At 72.4% G+C, this 23,166-nt stretch carries 21 protein-coding genes, 1 pseudogene and 1 riboswitch; of the genes and pseudogenes, 17 read left to right on the top strand and 5 right to left on the bottom strand.

The genetic code is table 11. The features are described 5' to 3' along the window. Positions 1 to 1,562: DUF6531 domain-containing protein (locus K336_RS0109060; protein WP_028706856.1), on the bottom strand; the 1,562-nt coding region annotated here is incomplete at its 3' end. Positions 1,563 to 2,563: 1,001 nt separating this feature from the next. Between K336_RS0109060 and K336_RS0109050 the strand changes: the two genes are divergently transcribed. The 9 genes from K336_RS0109050 (at position 2,564) to K336_RS17060 (ending at position 11,688) form a co-directional block, all read left to right on the top strand. Further along, positions 2,564 to 3,556, top strand: coding sequence for a phosphotriesterase family protein (locus tag K336_RS0109050; protein WP_028706854.1), 993 nt, complete (start codon positions 2,564 to 2,566; stop codon positions 3,554 to 3,556). A gap of 4 nt (positions 3,557 to 3,560) precedes the next feature. Then, a complete protein-coding gene (locus K336_RS0109045; RefSeq protein WP_028706853.1) occupies positions 3,561 to 4,217 on the top strand; it encodes a 3-dehydro-L-gulonate-6-phosphate decarboxylase in 657 nt (218 codons plus the stop codon). Further along, positions 4,214 to 5,086, top strand: coding sequence for an L-ribulose-5-phosphate 3-epimerase (locus tag K336_RS0109040; protein ID WP_028706852.1), 873 nt, complete (start codon positions 4,214 to 4,216; stop codon positions 5,084 to 5,086). The genes K336_RS0109045 and K336_RS0109040 overlap by 4 nt, the downstream gene beginning before the upstream one ends. Before the next feature lie 135 nt (positions 5,087 to 5,221). Continuing rightward, positions 5,222 to 5,887: an L-ribulose-5-phosphate 4-epimerase gene (locus tag K336_RS0109035; protein WP_028706851.1), complete on the top strand. Its 666-nt coding sequence runs from the start codon at positions 5,222 to 5,224 to the stop codon at positions 5,885 to 5,887. Next, entirely contained in the window at positions 5,887 to 6,840 is a 954-nt protein-coding gene (locus tag K336_RS0109030) for a sugar kinase (RefSeq protein WP_028706850.1), read from the top strand. Before K336_RS0109035 ends, K336_RS0109030 begins: the two co-directional genes overlap by 1 nt. Before the next feature lie 80 nt (positions 6,841 to 6,920). Continuing rightward, entirely contained in the window at positions 6,921 to 8,276 is a 1,356-nt protein-coding gene (locus K336_RS0109025; RefSeq protein ID WP_021796905.1) for an MFS transporter, read from the top strand. A 121-nt stretch (positions 8,277 to 8,397) separates the two neighbouring features. Then, positions 8,398 to 8,940: an NfeD family protein gene (locus K336_RS19945; RefSeq protein ID WP_021796911.1), complete on the top strand. Its 543-nt coding sequence runs from the start codon at positions 8,398 to 8,400 to the stop codon at positions 8,938 to 8,940. 94 nt (positions 8,941 to 9,034) lie between these two features. After that, positions 9,035 to 10,528, top strand: a complete 1,494-nt coding sequence (locus tag K336_RS0109015; RefSeq protein ID WP_021796907.1) for a flotillin family protein — start codon at positions 9,035 to 9,037, stop codon at positions 10,526 to 10,528. Positions 10,529 to 10,731: 203 nt separating this feature from the next. Further along, the gene (locus K336_RS17060) at positions 10,732 to 11,688 is read left to right on the top strand and encodes a DUF3152 domain-containing protein (protein WP_021796906.1); all 957 of its coding nucleotides are present in this window, start codon (positions 10,732 to 10,734) and stop codon (positions 11,686 to 11,688) included. On the opposite strand, the gene K336_RS15590 is transcribed toward K336_RS17060, so the two are convergent. The 4 genes from K336_RS15590 to K336_RS0108985 all read right to left on the bottom strand — a co-directional run bounded on the left by K336_RS15590 (position 11,679) and on the right by K336_RS0108985 (position 16,101). Then, entirely contained in the window at positions 11,679 to 12,302 is a 624-nt protein-coding gene (locus K336_RS15590; RefSeq protein WP_021796910.1) for an isochorismatase family protein, read from the bottom strand. The genes K336_RS17060 and K336_RS15590 overlap by 10 nt on opposite strands. A gap of 135 nt (positions 12,303 to 12,437) precedes the next feature. Next, the gene (locus tag K336_RS15585; protein ID WP_051245574.1) at positions 12,438 to 13,676 is read right to left on the bottom strand and encodes an AMP-binding protein; all 1,239 of its coding nucleotides are present in this window, start codon (positions 13,674 to 13,676) and stop codon (positions 12,438 to 12,440) included. Positions 13,677 to 13,689: 13 nt separating this feature from the next. Continuing rightward, entirely contained in the window at positions 13,690 to 14,697 is a 1,008-nt protein-coding gene (locus tag K336_RS0108990) for a 1,4-dihydroxy-2-naphthoyl-CoA synthase (protein WP_021798549.1), read from the bottom strand. A 48-nt stretch (positions 14,698 to 14,745) separates the two neighbouring features. Beyond that, positions 14,746 to 16,101: a nicotinate phosphoribosyltransferase gene (locus tag K336_RS0108985; RefSeq protein ID WP_021798550.1), complete on the bottom strand. Its 1,356-nt coding sequence runs from the start codon at positions 16,099 to 16,101 to the stop codon at positions 14,746 to 14,748. 157 nt (positions 16,102 to 16,258) lie between these two features. Between K336_RS0108985 and clpS the strand changes: the two genes are divergently transcribed. The 8 genes and pseudogenes from clpS to K336_RS15565 all read left to right on the top strand — a co-directional run bounded on the left by clpS (position 16,259) and on the right by K336_RS15565 (position 22,899). Beyond that, positions 16,259 to 16,567, top strand: coding sequence for an ATP-dependent Clp protease adapter ClpS (clpS, locus tag K336_RS0108980; RefSeq protein ID WP_028706849.1), 309 nt, complete (start codon positions 16,259 to 16,261; stop codon positions 16,565 to 16,567). Further along, positions 16,567 to 17,154 (top strand): DUF2017 domain-containing protein, encoded by a 588-nt coding sequence (locus K336_RS17055; protein WP_021798548.1) that lies wholly within the window; start codon positions 16,567 to 16,569, stop codon positions 17,152 to 17,154. Before clpS ends, K336_RS17055 begins: the two co-directional genes overlap by 1 nt. A 260-nt stretch (positions 17,155 to 17,414) precedes the next feature. Beyond that, entirely contained in the window at positions 17,415 to 18,248 is an 834-nt protein-coding gene (gene murI, locus K336_RS15575) for a glutamate racemase (protein WP_043150683.1), read from the top strand. Between the two features lie 90 nt (positions 18,249 to 18,338). Next, positions 18,339 to 19,100 (top strand): ribonuclease PH, encoded by a 762-nt coding sequence (gene rph / locus K336_RS0108965; protein WP_021797365.1) that lies wholly within the window; start codon positions 18,339 to 18,341, stop codon positions 19,098 to 19,100. Then, a pseudogene (rdgB, locus tag K336_RS0108960) lies at positions 19,097 to 19,717 on the top strand (RdgB/HAM1 family non-canonical purine NTP pyrophosphatase); the annotation flags it as partial. The gene rph and the pseudogene rdgB, both read left to right, overlap by 4 nt. Before the next feature lie 333 nt (positions 19,718 to 20,050). Then, positions 20,051 to 20,863, top strand: a complete 813-nt coding sequence (locus K336_RS0108955) for a thymidylate synthase (RefSeq protein WP_028706847.1) — start codon at positions 20,051 to 20,053, stop codon at positions 20,861 to 20,863. Then, positions 20,860 to 21,429 (top strand): dihydrofolate reductase, encoded by a 570-nt coding sequence (locus K336_RS15570; protein WP_051245573.1) that lies wholly within the window; start codon positions 20,860 to 20,862, stop codon positions 21,427 to 21,429. The genes K336_RS0108955 and K336_RS15570 overlap by 4 nt, the downstream gene beginning before the upstream one ends. A gap of 3 nt (positions 21,430 to 21,432) precedes the next feature. Then, positions 21,433 to 22,899, top strand: a complete 1,467-nt coding sequence (locus K336_RS15565; protein WP_081660729.1) for a DNA polymerase IV — start codon at positions 21,433 to 21,435, stop codon at positions 22,897 to 22,899. 121 nt (positions 22,900 to 23,020) lie between these two features. Then, positions 23,021 to 23,150, top strand: a riboswitch (cobalamin riboswitch). Positions 23,151 to 23,166 lie beyond the last annotated feature (16 nt).

The following is a 23,166-nucleotide window of genomic DNA, read 5'->3' as shown; positions in this document are numbered from 1 at the left end:
CCGTCGTTGGCGGTCAGGGCGGTGATCCGCGTGTGGTGGTCGTTCCATTCGATGGTGACGGCCCGGCCCCGCTCGTGCGCCAGGCCGACCAGCCGGTCCCCGTCCCACCGATAATCCACCCTGGTGCCTGGGCCCCGGCTGACCGAGACGGGCCTGCCGGCCCGATCAAAACACCACCGGCCACCGGCATTGTCCGACACCACGAACACCCCGGCACCACCAGCGGCTCCGGTGGTGGGGGCGTCGCCGGTGGAGGCATCGCCGGTGGCGCCAGGGGCGCCCGCGGCGGCATCGGCACCATCAACGGCAGTGGCGAGGGCAGCGTCGCCGGCGCTGGCGGCAGTGTTCCTACCGGTGGCGTCTGCGGCAGCAGCGGCATCAGCGGCGGCAGGGTCCGCGGCGCCACCAGCGTCGTCGGTGGTGGTGTGGTGGAGCCAGTAGGTGTCGTTGTGGGCCCGGTCCCAGCCGCCACCGAGTCTCGGGAACAGGATGTGGCGGCCGGAGGGTTGGATCCAGGTTGCGCCGTCGTCGTCGAGGAGTAGTCGTTGGTCGGCGGTGGAGGCCCAGCCGGGCCCGAACGCCCCGATGCCGGCCGACAGGGAGTTGTACATGCGGTCGAACCCGAGGGACGCGGCCCCGCCGTCGAAGGACAGGTCGGTCTCCGGCTCCACGAAGTTCCCGGTGGTGGTGTTGACCGGGTCGTCCGCGTAGCCCGAGGTCTGGGGGTCGCCCTGGATGGTGGGGGCGGTGACGTCGACCGGCTGGCGGGTCTGGGTCACGCCGGCGGCCTGGAGGGAGGCGTCGAGGGCCGCGTCGGAGACCGTGGAGATGGCGCCGGAGGCGCCGGCGGCCTCGAACGCGGCCGCGACCGTGTCGACCCAGCGGGTCTCGTTCGTGTTGTTCGCCCCGAATGTGGCCAGGGCGGTCGTGATGCCGGACGTGTCGATGCTGCACCAGGAGCACTTCGCCGTGAACTCGGTGATGGCCCCCTCCAGGGTGCCCTTCTGGGTGGTGACGGTGTCGTTGGCGCCGGTCACGTTCGACGAGTACGTCCGCAGGTCATCGGGCCGGGCCGAGCTCGTGGCCCCGGACCCGCCCGGGGCAGGTTCGGACCAGGGTGTGGTCGTGACCTCGTGGGGCTGTGGGAGTGGTACCTGGGCGGGTCCTGCGGGGGGCTTGTCGCCGTTGGACACCCAGTCCCAGCCCTTCTTGAAGATGTTCTCCTTGTCCTGCCGGTCGGCCCACTCCTTGGCCTGCTTCCTCCGCTCGCGTTCGGCCTGGGCGGCTTCTTTCAATGCCTGTACCTCGGTTGCGAGGTCGTCGAGGGCCGAGGCGATGTTCGTGCAGTCCGTCGAGGCTGTTTTCGCGTTCGTGTCGAACACGTCCGCGTAGTGGCCCTCGAAGTCGGTCGACGCGGTCGTCGCCCATGACGTTCTCGAGGCGGCCTGGCTCGTCAGGGTGGCCGACAGGGTCGTCGCCGCCGACTTCAGGGTGTCGGCCGTGGCGTCGTCGAACGCCACCGGCTCGTCATAGGCTCCCAGCCTGCCCGAGTACTCGGCCACGACATGATCCTTCCCACACAGGTACAGACAGGCCGGACCGGGGGCGGGCGGCCACACCCCACCGACGCTAAACCCGGACACCATCCGGACGCCACCGGCCGAACACCATCCGGACGCGCACCCGCACCATGATCAGGGAGAAGATCAGGGACAACCCCGAGACGAGGCCCGTGGGGTTCGATTCCTTCCGATGGGTCATGACGTTGCGAGTCGCCCCGGTGGCCCGCTCGCAGGTCCGGTGCGACGCCAACAAGGCCACGTCGACATGGTCGCCTCGGTGGTCCGCTCACGGACGGGTCCGGCGGTGTTCGCAGCGGTCCCGCTGAGGCCGGTTGTCTCGGCATGCTGGTCGGAAAGCGCATGGGGAAGAGCCGCGGCCGGTTGGCGCGTCTCACGGAAGCCGGTGGCTCGGCGCGCCGGCCGGAGGGCGCCCGACTCGGGGCGCGCCGCAGAGTGAGACATGGTCGGGGCGTCCGTGGAGAGTGCTCCGGCCGGGGACGACTCTCGCGGCCGGGCCCCTGCGGACACGTCCTGGTGCGTGTCGCCGAACGGGGCCGGTTCCCGGTCGGTGGGGCCGCCGCCCGTGATGGTCGGGGCGTGTGGCGCCGGAGGCGGGGCGGTTCCGGCCTGCCGTGAGGGACCGTGTTCGGCGTGCGCCGTTCTGGCCGTGCGTCGTCCACGCGTCGACCGCCACCTCGACGGCGGTGTACTCGGCGTGCGCCGTCCGAGAGGGGGCGCACCCTGGCGGGATGTCTCATCTGTGTTCACAGATGTGCAGCTTCATGGCTGTTGAGAGCGCCCAAACCGTTGAAATCTAGCATGATTCATCATCGTCTTGTGCGAGTCGTTCTCTGTCATGATTCACATATGTGATCAATCGGTGTTGCTCACGCGGTTCCTCCGGGGCGATAAAGAGGGTGCGGCCACGGCCCGTGGGCAGCCTCGCGGGGCGGCGGGCGGCCGCAGTCGTCATTCCACGAAGAAGAGGAAGGAACCCCGTCATGGCCATCGTCCGTACGATCACCGGCGACGTCGCGCCCGAGACCCTCGGCGTCGTGAACGCCCACGACCACCTCATCCGCGTCGGCGCGGGCGAGGTCTACATCGACCCCGATCACCTGCTCGACGACGTCGACAAGGCGGCCCAGGAGGCCCGCTACTTCGTCGAGGCCGCCAAGCGCTGGTCGCCCGATGCGACCGTCATCGACATGTGCCCGGCCTCCAGCGGCCGCGGCGTCCTCAAGACCCTCGAGGTCGTCGAGAAGGTCCCCGGCCTCCACGTCGTCCAGGCCACCGGCTTCCACCAGCAGAAGGTCTACCTCGAGTGGCGTCAGAGCTGGGTCAACCAGTACACCGTCAACCAGATCGCCGACCTGCTCATCGCCGACATCGTCGAGGGCATCGACCGCTTCGACTACATGGGCCCGATCGTCGAGCGCACTCCCGTTAGGGCGGGCGTCATCAAGTGGGCCACCGCCTACGGCAGGATCACCGAGTGGGAGCGCAAGTCGGGCAGGGCCGTCGCCATTGCCTCCAAGGAGACCGGCGCGCCGATCAACACCCACGTCACCGCCGGCACCTGCGGCCCCGAGCAGGCCCGCTTCCTGCTGGACGAGGGCGTCGACCCCGCCAAGATCGCCATTGGCCACATCCAGCGCAACTGGGACCCGTGGGTCCAGGAGCAGATCGTCAAGCTCGGCTGCTACGTGGAGCTCGACGGCACCAACCGCATCAAGTACGTGCCCGACAACGCCCGCGTCAACCTGCTCACAGTGCTCGGTGAGAAGGGCTACGGCAAGCAGATCCTGCTCGGCACCGACTCCGGCAAGGCCTCCTACCAGAAGGTCTACGGCTCGGTCTCGGGCATCGACTACGACCCGGCCGTCTTCTGCCCGCGTCTGCTCGACGACGAGGGCTTCGACCCGGCCTACGTCGAGGACCTGCTGATCAACAACGCGCGGGCCTTCTTCGCCTTCGATCCGGTGAGGGGCTGAGCGCATGACGACCCCGCGTCTTCAGATCGCCCTGGACACCCTCGACCTGCCGGCCGCCCTCGGCCCGCTGCAGAAGGCGGCCGGGCACGTCGACGTCATCGAGTGCGGCACCATCCTGGTGCTCTGCGAGGGCTATCACGCGGTACGGGCCATCCGCGCCCTGTTCCCCGACAAGCGGATCCTCGCCGATGTGCGCATTGCCGAGGCGGGCGCCAAGATCTCCCGGCTGGCCTTCGAGGCCGGCGCCGACCTGGTCTCCTGCGTGGCCGGCGCCTCGCTCACGACGATCCGGCAGGTGTGCCGGGTGGCCGCCGAGTTCGGGACCGAGGTGCAGGTCGAGCTGGCCGACGAGTGGTACGACGTCGAGCGCGCCAGGGCCTGGCGCGCCGCCGGCGTCCAGCACGTCATCGTCAAGCGCTCCCGCGACCGCGAGGCCGCCGGGGACCTGAGCTGGAAGCCCGACGACCTCGCCAGGATCGACGAGCTCGCCTCGCTCGGCTTCACCGTGACCATCACCGGCGGCATCTCGCCGAAGGACCTGCCGACCTTCGCCGGGCACCCGGTGGGCATCGTCATCGCCGGCCGCTCCATCGTCGAGGCCGACGACCCGGCCGCGGCGGCCCGTGAGCTCAAGGGCACCATCGAGCGGGTGTGGCCATGAGCGGGCTCGTCGACGGCATCACGCTGGGCATCTACGAGAAGGCGCTCGTCGAGAACCCGCTGGCCACAGGCGACGACTGGCGGCGATTCCTCGAGCAGGTGCCGGCCGCGGGCTTCGGCTACCTCGACCTCTCGGTCGACGAGAGCCCCGAGCGCGAGGCCAGGCTCGAGTGGGGGCGGGACACGCGGCTCATGGTCCGCCGCGCCGTCGAGACGGTGGGCACCATGATCGGCGGCATCTGCCTGTCGGTGCACCGGCGGATCGGTCCCGGCTCGGCCGACCCGGCGGTCCGCGAGAGGGCCCGGCAGGTCATGACCCAGGGCCTGCGGCTCTGTCACGACTTGGGCGTCGGGGTCCTCCAGGTGGCCGGCTACTACTGCTACTACGAGGACCCGAACCCCGACGCCGAACGCCACTACGGGCAGCTGCTGGCCGACGCGGTCCCGCTGGCCGCCAGGTTGGGCGTCATCATGGGCATCGAGAACGTCGACGGCACCGACGTGACCTCGGTGCGCAAGGCGATGCAGTTCGTCGAGGCGGTCGACTCCCCGTACTTGCAGGTCTACCCGGACCTCGGCAACATCGCCGAGCAGGGGCTGGACCCCGACGTGGAGCTGGCGGCCGGACGCGGCCACATGGTGGCCCTGCACGCCAAGGACGTGCGCCGGGGGGAGCCCCGACGCGTGGACATGGGCACCGGCATCGTCGACTGGGACCGCAGCTTCGAGCTGCTCAGGGCCCAGGGCTGGGCCGGCCGCATGATGATCGAGATGTGGAACGACGACGCCCCGGACTCGGTCGAGCGTTCCGGCAGGGCCCGCGAGTTCATCACCGAGCACCTCGTCAAGGCCGGCATCCCGGTCTGGTGAGGGCGCGCGCCGCGCGCCCCAGCCACATCCGCGCCGCCCCGGCGGCCGCATCCGTGAATCCGCGCCCGCCGTCGGCGGACGCCTCCGCAACCAACAGCCACAACACCGCACCGACGTTCGAGGAGGAACGTTCTCATGCTGGAAGCACTCAAGGAAGAGGTGTGCGAGGGCAACATGGCCCTGCCGCGCCACGGTCTGGTCGTCTGGACCGGCGGGAACCTGTCGGCCCGCGACCCGCAGACCGGACTCGTCGTCATCAAGCCCTCGGGCGTGCTGTACGACCACATGACCCCCGACGACATGGTCGTCGTCGACCTCGACGGGAAGGTCGTCGAGGGCGACCACGGCCCGTCCTCGGACACGGCCTCGCACCTGTACGTCTACCGGCACCGCGACGACGTGCGCTCGGTCATCCACACGCACTCGACCTTCGCCACCGCCTGGGCCGCCACCGGCCAGCCCATCCCCTGCTGCCTCACCGCCGTCGCCGACGAGTTCGGCGGCCCCGTCCCGTGCGGCGGCTACGCGAACATCGGCACCGAGGAGATCGGCGAGCAGATCATGGCCCACATCGGCGACTCGCCCGCCATCCTGCTCAAGCAGCACGGCGTCTTCACCATCGGGGCCACCATCGAGAAGGCCGTCAAGGCCGCCGTGATGGTCGAGGACGTGGCCCGTACCATCACCTACGCCAAGATCGTCGGCCGGATCGAGGACCTCCCCCCGGAGGCCATCGCCGCCAACCACGACCGCTACATGAACCGCTACGGCACCGCCGCCGCGTCGACGGGGGTGAGGTGATGAGCAAGTACGAGATCTCCACCATCGGTGAGGGCCAGATCCGTCTGACCTGCTTCAAGGGCGAGCGCCTCATGAGCGCCCACCAGCTGCGCATGACCGCGGCCTGCTCCGAGGCGAACGTCGCCGGCCTGCTCAGCCAGCTCGGCCGCCGGGCCGCATGGGCCTCCGTGATGCCCCGCGGCGAGCTCGCCGACCGCGTCATCAACGAGTTCCGCGGCGTGGGGGTCGACGTCTCCAACGTCGTCATCAAGCCCGACGGCCGTGTCGCGCTCTACTTCATGGAGCCCGGCGAGTACCCGATGCCGGCGAAGGTGGTCTACGACCGCGAGCACACGCCCTTCCGCTCGGTGACGAGCGCCGATCTGAACTGGGACGACATGCTCGACACCGAGCTGGTGTTCGTCACCGGCATCACCGCCGCCCTGACCCGCAACACCGCCGAGGTCGTCACCGAGTTCGTCGCCCGGGCCGCGGACCGGGGCGTGCGCATCGCCCTCGACGTGAACCACCGCTCGCTGCTGTGGGACACCGGCCGTGCGCGCGAGGTGCTCGAGCCGATCGCCCGCAGGTCGAGCATCGTGTTCTGCTCCCGCCGCGACGGCGAGGCCGTCTTCGGCGTGCGGGCCCGGGGCCAGGACGCCTGCTCCGCGCTGCGCGAGCTGTTCGGCGTGCCCACGGTCGTCTCCACCGACCAGGTCGACGGCGTCTACCTGTCCGACGAGACCCGGGGCGACCGGACCTTCGAGGTCACCCGGGTTCCGGTCCTCGACCGGCCCGGCGCCGGGGACTCGTTCGTCGCGGGCACCCTGCACGGATTCCTGGCAGGGGACGTCGCGCAGGGCATCCGCTACGGGCAGCGCACCAGCGCCTTCGCCCTGACCCACTACGGCGACCTGACGCGCCTGTCGCCGAGCGAGCTCGACATCCCGACCACCACCGACATCGTCCGCTGAGCCGGCGCCCGCGGCCGCTCCCGGGGCCGTGCCCCGGGGGCGGGACGTCATTCCCCGCCGAAGCACAGAAAGAATCGACCATGAGTGCTGAGAATGCGGAGCAGAGCGCTCTGCAGCAGATCGACTCCCGGCCGTTGACCGGCCATCAGAAAAGCCTCATCGGGCTCGCCATCGTCGGGAACATCTCCGAGTTCTTCGACATGTTCCTCATCGGATTCGTCGTCTCCCTGCTCACCAAGCCCTGGAAGCTGACCGGCACCGAGACGGGCGTCATCCTCGCCTGCTCGGGTCTGGGCACCGTCGTGGGCGCGATCATGTGGGGCCGCCTGGCCGACAAGATCGGTCGGCGGCGCACCTTCTTCCGGTGCGTCCTGCTGTTCGTCGTGTTCACCATCGTCTCGGCCTTCACCCCCGACCGGGGGTGGATCATGCTCGCCGTGCTGCGCGTCGGCGTCGGCATCGGCGTCGGAGGGCTGAACATCACCTCGATCCCGTACGTGCAGGAGTTCGTGCCGGCCAGGCAGCGCGGCCTGCTGTCCGGGCTGGCCTCGGTGTTCATCCCGTTCGGCCTGTTCCTCGGCTCCCTGGCCCAGAAGGCCTTCCACGAGAACTGGCGCCTGCTCATCGCCCTCGGCGCGCTGCCGGTGTTCCTGCTCATCTGGATCCGCGCGGTGCCCGAGTCCCCGCGCTTCCTCCAGACGAAGGGGCGCACGGAGGAGGCGCGCGCCTCGCTCGCCTGGGCGCTGGAGATCCCCGTCGAGCAGCTGGGCTCCCTGCCCGAGCTGGCCGAGAGGACCTCGGCCTCGTACCCGACGCTGTTCCGCAAGCACCTCAAGGCGCTCGTCATCGTGACGCTCGGCTCGTTCTGCTTCATCCTCGGCTCCTTCACCGTGCAGTCCTGGGGCCAGACACTGCTCCAGACCGGCTACGCCAAGAGCGCGAGCACGGTGGGCACGCTGTTCATGTTCGTCTCCCTCGTCGACCTGCTGGGCCGGCTCGGCTCGGCATGGCTCGCCGACCTCATCGGCCGTCGCCGGACGATGTTCCTCTACGGCCTGCTCGGCGCGGCCGGCTCGCTCGTCGTGGCCTTCTCGGCGCACCTGCAGGCGAGCTGGGTGATCTTCTTCATCGGGATCCTCATGACGATGGGCTTCGGCGACGGCGCCTTCGGCATCCTCAACGCCTTCGGCGGCGAGCAGTTCCCCAACGACGTGCGCTCCACCGGCCTCGGCCTGGGCTACGGCATCGGCTCGAGCGCCAAGATCTTCGGGCCCGCCCTCATGGGCGCGATGATCGGTGGCGACGCGGTGCAGCAGAACGTCACGCTCGACGCGGTGTTCCCGGCCTTCGTGCTGTTCGCCGTGCTGCTGCTGCTCGGCGGCATCATCTACCTGTTCGCCAAGGAGACGAAGGGGGTCGCCCTGGAGGAGATCTGAGCGAGCGCTCCCCGAACCGGGGCCGGGCCCGTCGTCTGTCCCTCCCGCGGCGTCCGGTTCCCGGGCGGACGCCGCTGCGGAGCGGGGGACCCCTAGGCTGTGGGCGGAAGGACGATCCCACATGACGACTTTTCTCATCATCGGTGCCGTGGGCGTGGCCCTGCTGCTCGCCGCGCTCGTCATCGGCGACGTGCTCGACGGCCTCCTCGGCTCGGCCGAGGGCGTCTTCGACTCCGACGTCTTCTCCACGGCGGGCCTGGCCGGCCTCGTGGGGGGCTTCGGCTTCGGCGGCGCCATCGGCCTGGGCACGAGCGGCCTCGTGCCGGTCGGCGTCCTGACGGGTCTCGTGCTCGGCGTCGCCCTGGCCTACGGCTCCACGCGGCTCACCCGGGTGCTGCGCCGCCAGGGCAGCTCCAACACGGTGCGCACCGACTCGCTCGTCGGCGCCGAGGCGAGCGTCATCACCGCGATCCCCGCCGACGGCTACGGCCGGATCCGGCTCTCCCACAACGGGCATCTGCTCACCGTCTCGGCCCGAGCGACGACGGACATCGCGGCGGGGGAGCGCGTGTGGATCAGCGAGGTCCTCACCCCGACCGCCGTCGGCGTGCGCCCGATCGACGCTCTGCCGGCCCCCGACGCGGGCGGCGGCGCGGACCGGTGACTGCTCCGGAGGACACCGGGCTCTGGACGCCTCTGGTGTGTCGCCGTCCCGTTCCGCTAGTGTGCTTCGGTTCGTCAACCCTCAAGGAGAACAGTTGAACAGCATCATTCTCGCGATCATCGGCGTGATCGTGCTCCTCATACTCATCGGTCTGCTCATCGCGAGCCGCTACCGCGTCGCCGGCCCCAACGAGGCCTTCATCGTCACGGGCCGTCGCGGCAAGGAGGTCATCAACCCCGAGACCGGCATCGTGTCCACAGACCTGTCCGGTCAGAAGGTCGTCATGGGCGGCGGGGTCTTCGTCATCCCCTTCGTCCAGCACCTGTACGTCATGGACCTGTCCAGCCGCCGCATCATGGTCCAGATCCGGGGCGCCGTCTCCGGCCAGGGCATCAAGCTCAACCTCGACGGCGTGGCCATCGTCAAGGTGGGCGGCAACGAGGACTCGATCCGGGCCGCCGCCCAGCGCTTCCTCGCCCAGCAGGACGAGATCGAGTCCTTCACCCAGGAGACCCTCGCCGGCTCGCTGCGCTCCATCGTCGGCGGCCTCACCGTCGAGCAGATCATCCGCGACCGCGCGGCCTTCGCCCAGCGCGTCGCCGACGAGTCCGAGGCCTCCCTCACCGGCCAGGGCCTGGTGCTGGACACCTTCCAGATCCAGGACATCACCGACGACGGTACCTACCTCACCGATCTCGGCCGTCCCGAGGCCGCCAAGGTGCAGCAGCTCGCCGCCGTCGCCGAGGCCTCCTCCCGGCAGGAGGCCGAGCAGGCCCGCATCGCCGCTCAGCAGGAGATCGCCGTCTCCGAGCGCGCGCTCATGCTGAAGCAGGCCGAGATCAAGGCCGAGACCGATGCGGCCGCCGCCCAGGCGGCGGCCGCCGGGCCGCTCGCGCAGGCCGACCGCGACCAGGCCATCCTGACCGAGCAGGAGAAGGTGGCCGTGCGCCAGGCGGCCCTCAAGGACCGCCAGCTCGACACCGAGGTCCGCAAGCCTGCCGACGCCGAGCGCTACCGCATGGAGACCGAGGCCGAGGGCCGCAAGAACGCCGAGATCTTCGAGGCCGAGGCCGCCAAGGCCGCCGCCATCGCCGCCGCCGAGGCCGACGCCGAGAAGGCGCGCCTCGTCGGCGTCGGCGACAAGTCCCGCCGCACTGCCCTCGCCGAGGCGGCCGCCATCGAGGGCGCCAGGCAGGGCGAGGCCGAGAAGGCCCTCCGCCTCGCCGCCGCCGAGGCCGTCCGCGCCGAGGGCGAGGCCCAGGCCGCGTCCATCCTCGCCACCGGCCAGGCGGAGGCCGAGGCCATGAACAAGAAGGCCGACGCCTACGCCCGCTACAACGACGCCGCCGTCGTCGAGATGCTCGTCAACGCGCTGCCGCAGGTGGCCGAGAAGATCGCCGCCCCCATGAGCGGCATCGACAAGTACACGGTCATCAGCGCCGATGGCGCCGGGTCCGGCCCCAAGCAGGTCACCGGCACCGTCGTCGAGACTCTCGAGATGGTCAAGAACGCCACCGGCATCGACCTCCAGGAGCTCGTCGCGCGCTACGTCGACAGGCGCGGCGGGGACGACCAGCAGGCCCAGTGACAACGGCGCCCCGGCCGCCCGACGGGAGCGGCCGGGGCGGCGCCGCCGTCGGTGGAGGGGCCCGCCGGGCCCCTCCACGGGTCCGTGACGGCCCGGCGATGGACCGTCCCCGCTCCCCGTCATCCGTCCCATCATCCGTCGTCGCGGGCCCGAGCCGCCCCTCGCGGGGGCCGGCGGGCCCGTCGGGTTCGTAAGATGGTTCCGTGACTTCCCCGCACGAGCCCCGACGCCGCGCCGCGCAGCGGCCCCGGAGGGCCCTCGACCGGAGCGCGGCTCCGGCCGAATCGCTGCGCGCCCAGTGGTCGCGGCGGCCGTGGTACCGCGCCGTGGTCGCAGCGGCAGTGCTCGTCCTCGTCATCGTTCTCGTCGTCGTCCGCTGCACCGGCCCTCACGGCGGCCCGGAGCCGCCGGCCGCGGGCCCCACCGGCACGGGTACGACCAGTGGTACGGACGTCGCCAGTTTGAGCGCGGGTACCGCGGTGAGCATCGGCGGTTCGGCGGGAGCCGGTGACGCCCCGCTGCCGACCGCCGTGACCGGCGATCCGACGACCGCGACGGTCATCGTCGACGGCGTGACCCTCAAGGCCTCCCGCGACGACCTGGGGTACTGGCACTCGAACATCACCTCGACCGGGCAGTGGCAGGTGGCCGACCTGGACGTCGCCCCCTCCCAACGGACCGCCACCGTGCACAGCTACTCGGTGAAGGTCGAGCAGGGCCTGCCCCTGGACGTCGAGGCCACCGCCACCCAGATCTCCTCGATCCTCAACGACGAGCGGGGCTGGACAGGCTACCAGGACAACAGCTTCCAACTCGTCTCGGACCCCGACCAGGCGGACTTCACGATCTACGTCGGCAGCGCCGGCACCGTCGACGAGCTGTGCCAGCCCGACGACACGCGGGGCCTGGTGGACTGCCGCAACGGCAACAGGGTGGCGCTCAACGTCGACCGCTGGCTGTTCGCCGCGCCGCCCTACGCCGGCCAGACCGTCGACGCCTACCGCACCTACCTGGTCAACCACGAGGTCGGCCACTACATCGGCTTCGGGCACGTGCCCTGCCCCGGGGCGGGGCAGCCGGCCCCGATCATGCTGCAGCAGACCATCGACCTGCAGGGCTGCGTGCCGGCCTGGTGGCCGGCCGAGGTGGGCTACGACTGATCGTCCGGTCGGGCGTCGGCGGCGGGCCGAGCGCCCGACCCGGTGAGTTCGATCCCGGCCGCCGCCATGGCGTCCCGGGCGGCCCGCCCCTGTTCGGGGGTGACCGGCTCGGTGAGGTCGGTCAGCACGCGCACCCGGTAGCCGCGCGCCGCCGCGTCGAGGGCGGTGTCCTTGACGCAGTGCGACTCGGCGAGGCCGACGACGTCGACGTCGGTGATCCGGCGGGAGCGGAGCACCTCGTCCAGACCGGTACCGTCATCGGTGACGCCCTCGAAGCCGGAGTAGGCAGCGGCGTACTGGCCCTTGCGCACCCGGGCGTCCGGGCGGAGCCCCGCCAGGGCCGGGTGGAGCTCGGCCTCCTCGCTCCCTGCGATGCCGTGGGGAGGCCAGCTGTCGACGAAGTCGGGGGTCGGGGAGAAGTGCGCCCCCGGATCGACGTGCCAGTCCTGGGTGGTGACCACCAGGGCGTAGTCGCCGCGGCGGGAGAGGGCGTACTCGGCGATGCGCCCCGCGACGGCGTCGCCCCCGGGAACGGCCAGGGCGCCGCCCTCGCAGAAGGTCGGCTGGACGTCGACGACGAGAAGGGCGCGGGGATTCTGCTGCGTGACGCTCATGAGGGGAGTCTATCCGTCTGACGCGCAGACGGTCGGGGCTGTGGGGCGCCACCGGGCTCGTCGGGGGATCATCCGCGCAGGCGGCCCCGATCGGAAGATGCCCCGACTGGCCCGAGCCCTGCGGACGGGCCCGTCTCAGCCGCGCTCCCAGGCTGTGCCGTCCACGCGGGCCCCCGACAGGAGGGCCCTGATCGCCGCCCGGTCGGGTTTGCCCGAGGCGAGCATCGGCAGCTCGTCGAACCGTCCGATGACCCGCGGCGCGCGCTCGCGCCCGATCGCCCGGCCGACCGCGTCGCGCAGCCCGGCGGCGTCGAGGCCCCCGGGTGCGACGACGGCGGCGGCGACGAGACGACCCCAGCGCTCGTCGTCGAGTCCGACGACGACGCAGCGGCTCACGAGCCCGGTGCCCAGGACCGCCTCCGCCACGGCGGGAGCGCTGATCTTGAGACCTCCGCTCACGATGACGTCGTCGACGCGCCCGTCGACCGCGAGCCTCCCTCCGGACATCGAACCGAGATCGCTCGTGGCCAGCCACCGCCCCCCGCCCAGGACGCGCACGCCGGTCTCCCCGTCGAGGTAGTCGCTCATCACCATCGGCCCGCTGAGCCAGACCCGGCCCCCGGGGCGCCCGTCCGGCCCGTCCCCGCCGTCGGGCGGGCCGAACGCCACCCGCACCCCGGGCAGCGGGAGCCCGTCGTGGACGCAGCCGCCGCAGGTCTCGCTCATGCCGTAGCTCAGGCGCAGCGTCAGCCCGGCGTCCCGGGACGCCGCGACGAGCGGGGCCGGCGTCGTCGCCCCGCCGACGAGCACGGACGCCGCCCCGGTCAGGGCCCCGACCGCCGCGTCGTCGGCGAGCGCATCGGCGAGCTGGGTGGGTACGAGCGAGACGTGGACGCGCCCGTGCGGGTCGCGCCGGGCCGCCTCCCCGACGGCCCGGGCGATGCGCTCCGGCGTGGCCCGATTCTCGACGACGACCGGCTCGCGGCCCGCCAGTACCGACCGTACGATCACCTGGAGCCCGGCGATGTGGTGCGGCGGCAGCGCCAGCACCCAGGTGCCGGGCCCGCCCAGGGACTCGTCGGTGGCGGCGGCCGAGGCGCGCAGCTGCGCGCCCGACAGACCGACGAGCCGGCCGCTGCCGCTCGTCGAGCCGGAGGTGCGCATCACCAGGCGCGCCCCGTCCGGCCGGCGGACGGTCCGCGCGGCGGCGTCGACGGCCAGCGCGGCGGCGTCCTCGTCGGGGCCGGCGGGCAGCAGGAGCGGGCCGTCCTCGCCGGCCAGGAGCGGTTCCAGCGCCCGCGCGAGCGCCCGCGCCGAGGCTCCGGTGCGCGCCGCGACGAGGACGCGGGGCGATGCTGCGGGGGAGCCGGGCATCAGGGGAGGGGCATCAGAAGTAGTACGGGTACGGCGACCAGTCCGGCGCGCGGTGCTGGAGGAAGGCGTCGCGGCCCTCCTGGGCCTCGGCGGTCATGTAGGCGAGCCGGGTCGCCTCGCCGGCGAAGGCCTGCTGGCCGGCGATGCCGTCGTCGATCATGTTGAACGCGTACTTGAGCATGCGGATCGACTGCGGCGACTTGGTGGCGACCGTCAGGCCCCATCCGATCGCGGTCTCCTCGAGCTCGGCGTGCGGCACCACCGCGTTGACGACGCCCCAGGCCTCGGCCTCGGTCGGGGTGTAGGGCTCGGCGAGGTAGAAGATCCGCCGGGCGCGCTTGTCCCCGATCTGTCGGGCCAGCAGGCCGGCGCCGTAGCCGGCGTCGAAGGAGCCGACGTCGGCGTCCACCTGCTTGAAGATCGCGTGCTCGGCGCTGGCGACGGCCAGGTCGCAGACGACCATGAGCGAGTGCCCGCCGCCGGTCGTCCAGCCGCCGACCGCCGCGATGATGGGTTTCGGGGTGGACCGCATGAGGCGCTGCACCTCGAGGATGTGCATGCGGGCGCGCCGGCCCCGGTCGATGCGCGCGGCCCGCTGGGGCGTCATGCCCTGCTCGAGCCCCTCGTGGCCGGCGCCGTGCGGGGTCTCGTCGGGCTGGTACTGGTAGCCGTCGGCGCCGCGCTGCAACTGGTTCCCGCCCGAGGAGAAGGCGTGCCCGCCGTCCCTGGAGGAGGGGCCGTTGCCGGTGAGGATGATGGCCGCGACGTCGGGCGTGGAGCGGGCGTCGTCGATGCACCGGTACAGCTCGTCGACGGTCTGCGGGCCGAAGGCGTTGCGCAGCTCCGGGCGGTCGAAGGCGATGCGCACCACCGGAAGGTCGTGGCCGGCCGGGGCGCCGTCGACCTCGCCGCGCGAGACGAGGCGGTGGTAGGTGGTCTCGCGCAGCGGGACATCATCGGGCCGGGCCTCGCGCCAGCGCGCTGCGTCGAAGGTGTCGGAAACGCCGGGAAGACTGCTCATGGGCCGAAGCTATCACCCGCCCCGCCGGAGGCCGGGCCCGATGGGCCGTCAGACGTTCTCCGCCGGCCGGCCCGCGGCGTAGACGTTGTCGAGCTCGCGGCCCTGCTCGTCGAGAATGATCGTCGGGACGGCCGGCTCGGCGTTCGAGATGCGCTGGGCGTCGATCGGCAGCTCGGCGCGGGCGGCCTCGTGCCGGTCGCGGGCGTCCTGCAGGGGCTCGGCGCCGACGGCCTCGCCGTTGCGCACGAGGTCGACGAGCAGCGTGCGGTCGCCCGAGTCGGCGCGTGGGGCGGCGTTGACGCCGATCACCTCGGCCTGGGCCTTCCCCCGCTCGTCGATGGAGCGCAGCGCGAACTTGCGGCCGCCGATCGTCCTCTTGTTCGCCGACTTCTTCGCCACGTCGATGAGCGGCGCGTCGGGGGAGTCGGCGGTGGCGCGGGCGACGAGCTTGTAGACGAAGCCGCACGTGGGATGCCCCGAGCCGGTGACCAGGGAGGTGCCGACGCCGAAGCCGTCGACGGGGGCGCCGCGCAGGGCGGCGATCTGGTACTCGTCGAGGTCGTTCGTCACGATGATCCGCGTGCTCGTCGCGCCGAGCCGGTCGAGCAGCTCGCGCACGTGGGTGACCTCGGTGAACAGATCGCCCGAGTCGATGCGCACGCCGCCGAGGGCGCCGCCGGTCAGCTCGACGGCCTTCTCGATCGCGGCGTCGATGTCGTAGGTGTCGACGAGCAGCGTCGTGTCCTCGCCGAGCCACTCGAGCTGGGCGCCGAAGGCCTCGGCCTCGGAGTCGAAGAGCATCGTGAACGCGTGGGCCGCGGTGCCCGACACGGGGATGCCCCAGGTGCGGCCCGCCTCGAGGTCGGAGGTGGAGCTGAAGCCGGCGATCCAGGCGGCGCGGGCGGCCGCGACGGCTGAGGCCTCGTGAGTGCGCCGGGCGCCGAACTCGGCGATCGGGCGGCCCTGGGCGGCCATCGTCATGCGGGAGGCGGCCGCGGCGATCGCGCAGTCGTGGTTGTAGATCGACAGCAGCAGCGTCTCGAGGAGCACGACCTCGGCGAACGAGCCCTCGACCTGCAGCAGGGGGGAGCCGCCGAAGTAGAGCTCGCCCTCGGGGTAGCCGACGATGTCGCCGTGGAAGCGGTAGCCGGCCAGGTACTCGGCGAGGGCGTCGTCGGCGACGCCCTCGCGCAGCAGGTAGTCGATCTCCTCGTCGCCGAAGCGGAAGTCGGCGAGGGCCGCGAGGGCGCGCCCGACCCCGGCCACGACGCCGTACGAGCGGCCCTGGGGCAGGCGGCGGGGGAACAGCTCGAAGAGCACGTGGCGGTTGGCCCGGCTCGCGTGGAGGGCGGCCTTGACCATCGTGAGCTCGTACATGTCGGTGAGCAGTGACGTTGTGGGCATGGGGCCACCCTACGGCGCGGCGCCCGGCGTCCGACGCCGATGTCGATCCATGGTCGGAAAGCAGTGCCGGGCCGGCCCGTTCCCCGTGGCCACGGGGCCGGACCGTGCCCCCGGCCGGGGCGCCGGCCCCGGTTGACTCGTGAGACAGAATGGAACCATGATGGAAGCTCCCCCTCAGGCGCCCAGCGGCGGTACCGCCCTCGTCGAGCGTCCTGCCGAGGAGGCCGTGGGCAATCGCAGCTGGGTGACGATCGTCTGGGACGACCCCGTGAACCTCATGAGCTACGTCACCCATGTCTTCTGCACCTACTTCCACTACTCGCGCGACCGCGCCGAGCGCCTCATGATGCAGGTGCACATGGAGGGCAGGGCGGTCGTCAGCTCCGGGAGCCGCGAGCGGATGGAGCGCGACGTCAACGCCATGCACGGCTTCGGCCTGTGGGCCACCGTCGGCAGGGGCGAGTAGTGCACTCCTTCCGCCGCCGCCGCGGGCAGCTCACCTGCACCTTCGAGGCCGCCGAGCTCAGCGTCATGACGAGCCTCGTCGACCAGTTCATGGAACTGCTCACCGGCGACGACATGCCCCCCAGGACGACGAACGGGTTGGGGGAGCAGGACCTCTTCGCCGAGCTCGAGCGCGAGCTCAACGACCCGCCGACCGACGACTTCCGCCGCAACCCCGACGTCGACCCGGCCCTGCGGCGGCTCTTCCCCGACGCCTACCAGAACGATCCGCAGGCCTCGTCCGAGTTCCGCCGCTTCAGTCTCGCCGAGCAGCGCGACGCCAAGCTCGACGCCGCCGTGGCGATGCTCTCCGATCTCAACCAGGTGGGCGGCGACATGCGCTGCGCCGTGCCGGACGAGCACATCGACGCCTGGCTCAAGACCCTCACCGCCGTGCGCCTGGCCCTGTCGGTGCGTCTGGGCATCCTCACCGCCGACGACGCCGACCGGCTCGCCGAGCTGCCCGAGGACGACCCGATGGCCGCCGTCTTCTCGGTCTACGAATGGCTCGGCTGGGTGCAGGAGTCCCTCCTCGACTGCCTCCACTGACCCCCCACCGGGCAGGGGGCCGGGCCCGTGCCATGGACCGTCGGCGGCGGGGACCCGACTCCCGGGCCGGTCGGGGACCGGCCCGCCGCCATGGCCGACGATGCGGGCCCGCCGGTACGGGACGCGGATCCGGGGTGCGATGCGCGCGGCCCGCCGTCGCCGGCCCGGGGCCCGCACGGGCTCCGCGGCGCGGGGCGGCCGGGGCGGAGACTAGGATCGGAGGCGTGCTCAACCCGGAACTCGACACGACGGACTCACCGGTGACCGACGACGCGCCCGCCGCGGCGGGCGACGCGAACGCGCCGATCGGCGTCTTCGACTCCGGCTTCGGTGGCCTGACGGTGGCCCGCTCGGTCGTCGACCTGCTGCCGCACGAGGACATCCTCTACCTGGGCGACACGGCCCGCGCCCCCTACGGCCCGCGCCCGATCGCCCAGGTGCGCGGCTTCGTCCTGGAGGCCCTCGACGATCTCGTCCATCGGGGCGTGAAGGCCCTCGTCATCGCCTGCAACACGGGCTCGGCGGCAGCCCTGCGCGACGCCCGCGAGCGCTACGACGTGCCGGTCGTCGAGGTGGTCGTGCCGGCCGCCCGCAAGGCCGCCGCGATCACCCGCAACGGCCGCATCGGCGTCATCAGCACGCAGGCCACCGCGAGCTCGCTCGCCTACGACGACGCCCTCGGCGCCTCGCCCGTCCAGCTGTTCACGCAGGTGTGCCCGAAGTTCGTCGAGTACGTCGAGGCGGGCGTCACGACCGGCCCCCGTATCCTCGCGACCGCCCGCGAGTACCTCGCCCCGCTCCAGGAGGCCGACGTCGACACGCTCATCCTCGGCTGCACGCACTACCCGCTCCTGTCGGGCGTCATCAGCTACGTCATGGGCGAACGCGTCACTCTCGTCTCCAGCTCCGACGAGTGCGCCCGCACCGTCTTCGCCGAGCTGACCCGCCTGGACCTGCTGCGCGACGATCTCGACCACGAGCCGACCCGCCGCTTCCTCACCACCGGCGACGCCGAGCGCTTCCAGGGCCTGGGTCGGCGCCTCATGGGGGGCTTCGTGAGCCAGGTGGAGTCGGCCAGCATCGACGGGCGTTGAGCCCGCCCTCCGGGGTCGTCTGGGCTCTGCCCGACCCTCCCGGGGTCGACACGGTGCGGTGCGCCGCCCGGCGCGGGTATCTTGGCACTCGTGTCCGACTCCGTGAAGACGACGGTGCGCGCCGACGGCCGCGCGCTCGATGAACTGCGTCCCGTGACCATCACCCGTGGCTGGCTCGACCATGCCGAGGGCTCCTGCCTCATCGAGTGCGGCAGGACCCGCGTGCTCGTCGCCGCGTCGGTCACCGAAGGCGTCCCGCGCTGGCGCCGGGGCTCCGGGCTCGGCTGGGTGACCAGCGAGTACGAGATGCTCCCGCGCTCCACGAGCACCCGTTCCGACCGCGAGTCGCGGCGGGGCCGGGTCGGCGGGCGCACCCACGAGATCAGCCGCCTCATCGGCCGCAGCCTGCGCGGCGTCCTCGACGACCGGGCCCTCGGCGAGAACACGATCGTCATCGACTGCGACGTCCTCCAGGCCGACGGCGGCACTCGCACCGCCTCCATCACCGGTGCCTACGTCGCCCTGCACGACGCCGTCGAGTGGCTGCGCGCCCGTGGCGCGCTGGCCGGCGAGCCGCTGACCGGCTCGGTCGCGGCGATCAGCGTCGGCGTCGTCGACGGCGTCCCGATGACCGACCTCGCCTACGCCGAGGACTCCCGCGCCGACGTCGACATGAACATCGTGTGCACCGGCGACGGGGACTTCGTCGAGGTGCAGGGCACCGGCGAGGGCGCCGCCTTCGGCCGGGAGACGCTCGGCGCGCTGCTCGACCTCGGACAGGCCGGCTGCGCCCGGCTCAGCGGGCTCCAGTCCAGGGCGCTCGCCGACCCCGAGGGGAGGGCTGCCCTGTGACCCGGCGCGTGCTCCTGGCCACCGGCAATGCGAAGAAGCTCACCGAGCTGCGCCGCATCATCGCCGACTGCGGCATGGACCTGGAGGTCGTGAGCCTCAAGGACATCGACCCCTACCCCGACCCCGAGGAGTCCGAGTGGACCTTCGAGGGCAACGCCCTCATCAAGGCGCGCGAGGGTATGGTCCACTCGGGGCTGCCGGCGCTCGCCGACGACTCCGGCATCTGCGTCGACGCGCTGGGCGGCATGCCCGGCGTGCGCAGCTCCCGCTGGAACGGCCCCGAGCAGGAGGACATCGCCAACCTCGAGCTCGTCCTGCGCCAGATCGAAGACGTCCCGCGGGGGCGCCGGCAGGCCCAGTTCGTCGCGGTCATGGCGCTCGTCATGCCCGACGGCCGCGAGTTCACGACCCGTGGCGAGATGGCCGGCCACCTCACGAACCGTCCCAAGGGCTCGCGCGGTTTCGGCTACGACCCGATCTTCGTGCCCGACGAGCAACTGCCCGACGCCGAGGGGCGGCTGCGCACCGCCGCCGAGATGACCGCCGGCGAGAAGGACGCGATCAGCCACCGCGGCCGCGCCGTGCGGGCGATGCTGCCGATTGTCGCCCGCGAGCTCGGCCTGCCGGTCCCCGAGGGCCTGCACGTCGAGCCGGACACGGTGCCGGGCGCCGACCGGGAGGGCCCGGCCCCGACGCTGCCCGCCAGCGAGTGGACCGCCCAGATCCCCGCCGTGCAGCGCCCGGAGTCCCAGCCCGCGGCCCGGCCCACCCGCGCCGCCGGGCCGACGAGCGGCGTGACCCCGCTGGAGCCCTGAGCCGAACGGATCGGACGGGGAACCGTCCGCTCCGGGGTGTGGTCGGCGGTCCTGTCGGCGCCGGAGCATAGCCTGGTTCCCGTCCACCGAATCCGACGCGCCGGTCCTGGTCGGCGCACGAGACCGAGGAGGCCCATGCAGCAGTACCTCGACCTGCTCGAGCGCGTCATGACCATCGGCGTCGACCGCTCCGACCGCACCGGCACGGGCACGCGCAGCATCTTCGGTCACCAGATGCGCTTCCACCTCGACGACGGCTTCCCGCTCGTCACGACGAAGAAGGTGTACACGCGCGGCGTCTTCGGCGAGCTGCTGTGGTTCCTGCGCGGCGACACGAACATCGCGTGGCTGCACGGGAACGACATCCACATCTGGGACGAGTGGGCCGACGAGAACGGCGACCTCGGCCCCATCTACGGCCACCAGTGGCGCAGCTGGCCCGACTACGACGGCGGCGCCATCGACCAGCTGGCGCAGGTGATCGACCTGATCCGGATGAATCCCGACTCGCGGCGCCTCGTCGTCTCGGCCTGGAACGTCGCCGAGGTGCCGGGCATGGCGTTGCCGCCGTGCCATCTGCTCTTCCAGTTCTACGTGGCCCCCGCCTCCGACGACGGTCCCGCCCGGTTGAGCTGCGGCCTCTACCAGCGCTCGTGCGACCTGTTCCTCGGGGTGCCCTTCAACATCGCCTCGTACGCCCTGCTCACCCACATGGTGGCGCAGGTCTGCGGGCTGCGCGTCGGCGACTTCGTCCACACCCTGGGCGATGCGCACGTCTACAGCAATCATGTCGAGCAGGTGCGCGAGCAACTGTCGCGCACCCCGCGCCCCCTGCCGAGGCTGCGGCTCAATCCCGAGGTGACGAGCATCGACGGTTTCGAGCTGGGCGACATCGAGCTCATCGGCTACGACCCGTACCCGTCGATCAAGGCTCCGGTGGCGGTGTGAGCGGGCCCTCGGACGGCGCCGGGCCCGGTCCCCGGGTCATTGCCATCGCCCTCGTCGCCGCGAACGGCGTCATCGGCGACGGCGTCGACCAGCCCTTCAGGTTCCGCGAGGACTGGCGCCGCTTCAAGGCGACGACGTTCGGCCACCCCCTCATCCTCGGACACGCCACGCACCGCACCATGGGCCTGCTCGCCGGGCGCACGAGCATCGTCATCAGCCGAGACCCGGCGTCGGTGCGCTTCCCGGAGGACCCGCCGGCCGGGGCGCGCGGCATCGCCGTGGCGAGCCTCGACGAGGCCCTGGACGTCGCCGCCGGCCTCGACCGCGAGAAGGTCTTCATCTGCGGCGGCGGCGAGGTCTACCGGGCCGCCATGGGGCGGGTCGACGAGCTCGACATCACCGCCGTGCACGCCGACGCCGCCGGCGCGGTCACCTTCCCGCCGATCGACCCGGCCCGCTGGCGCGAGACCGAGCGCATCGTCGGCGAGCGGTTCGACGTCGTCCGCTACGAGCGCATCCGCCCCCAGGCCGGAGGCGGCGACGGGCTGGACGGCGCGAAGGGCTGAGTCATGCGCGCGTCCGCCTCCGTGCTGCACCTCGACCTCGACGCCTTCTTCGCGTCCGTCGAGCAGCGCGACAAGCCCTCGCTGGCCGGAAGGCCGGTCGTCGTCGGGGGCGTCGGAGGGCGCGGGGTCGTCGCGACCGCCAGCTACGAGGCCCGCGCGCTGGGCGTCCACTCGGCCATGGGCACCGGCCAGGCCCGGCACCTGGCCCCGCACGCCGCCTACCTGGCCACCCGCTTCGAGGCCTACCGCGAGTCCAGCCGCATCGTCATGGCTCTGCTCGGCGAGCTCAGCCCCCTCGTCGAGCCCCTCAGCATCGACGAGGCCTTCGTCGACCTGGCCGCCGGCGGGCGCGACACCTCGCCGGAGGCGCTCGCCGCGCTCGTCGAGGGCCTGCGCCGCGAGATCACGGAGCGCACAGAGGGCCTCCACGCCTCGGTCGGCGTCGGCTCCAGCAAGTTCATCGCCAAGCTCGCCTCCGAGTCCGCCAAGCCCGACGGGAGCCGCATCATCGCCCCCGGCCGGGAGCCCGACTTCATCGCGCCGATGAGCGTGCGGGCCATCCCCGGCATCGGCCCGGCCACCACTGAGAAGCTCAGCCGACTCGGGATCCGCACGGTCGCCGAGCTGCGCGAGGCGAGCCCCCGCGAGCTCGTCCGCGAACTCGGCCGGGCCGTGGGGGAGTACGTCCACGGCATCGCCTTCGCGCAGGACGACCGGCCGGTGGCGCCGCGAGGGGAGGCCAAGTCGATCTCGGTCGAGGACACCTTCGAGCAGGACATCACCGAGTCGGCCGCGGTCGCCGAGGTCATCGCCGCCGACGCCAGGCTCGTCGCCGTCCGGCTCGCCAGGGCGGGCCTGTTCGCCCGCACCGTCACCGTCAAGGCCCGCATGGCCGACTTCAGCACGGTGAGCCGCTCACGCACCCTGCTCGGCGCCACCGACCATCCCGAGCGCATCGCCGCCGTCGCCCAGGGCCTGGCCGGGGCGATCGACCCCCGCGGCGGCGTACGGCTCCTCGGCGTGGGCGTCTCGAACTTCACGCAGGCCGCCCAGGAGGAGCTCTTCGAGGTCGACGACGCGGAGCCGGCCGCCGGCCGGCTCGTGCGCCACGACGAGGCGGCCCCGTCGGTCACGGTGCGCCATCCGGAAGCCGGCTTCCCGCCCGGCATGGACGTCGAGCACGACGAATGGGGCCGCGGCTGGGTGTGGGGCTCGGGGCACGGCATCGTGACGGTGCGCTTCGAGCACCGCGGCGGGCCCGTCGGCCCGGTCCGCTCCCTGCGCGCCGACGACCCCCTGCTGCACCGCGCCGGGCTCCTCCCGCTGGCGGCCGCTGTGCCCGAGGACGACGAGGACGACGGGCACGGGCCGGGCTGGGCGCGCCGGATGCGCGACCTGGGCGCCGCGCGGGTGCCGTCCGAGGACGCCCGGCCGTCGCCCGGGGAGAGCGCCCGCACGGTTCACAACTGACCTGCCGTCCGAGGGCGCCCGGCCGTCGCGGGCCCGGGCCGCGGGGCCGTGCCGGCCCGCCGCCGGTCCGCCGCGCGGGGCCCTGCGGCGCCCGAGGCTGGGGGCGGGGGCTTCGGGCGTGTGACACACTGTGCAGTGCAGTTCCGACGAGGAATCCGGTGCCCGGCCGAGCCGGTGGTCCGGAGCGGTCCCGCCACTGTGATCCGGCTCCGGCCGGTCAGCCAGACACTCGCGGCGCTGCACGGCGAGAACCATTGGGCGAGGCAC

Origin of the sequence: Propionibacterium acidifaciens DSM 21887, from assembly GCF_000426605.1 — a bacterium.
Classification (GTDB): Bacteria; Actinomycetota; Actinomycetes; order Propionibacteriales; family Propionibacteriaceae; genus Propionibacterium; species Propionibacterium acidifaciens.
This window is presented reverse-complemented; position numbering and strand designations above follow the sequence as displayed.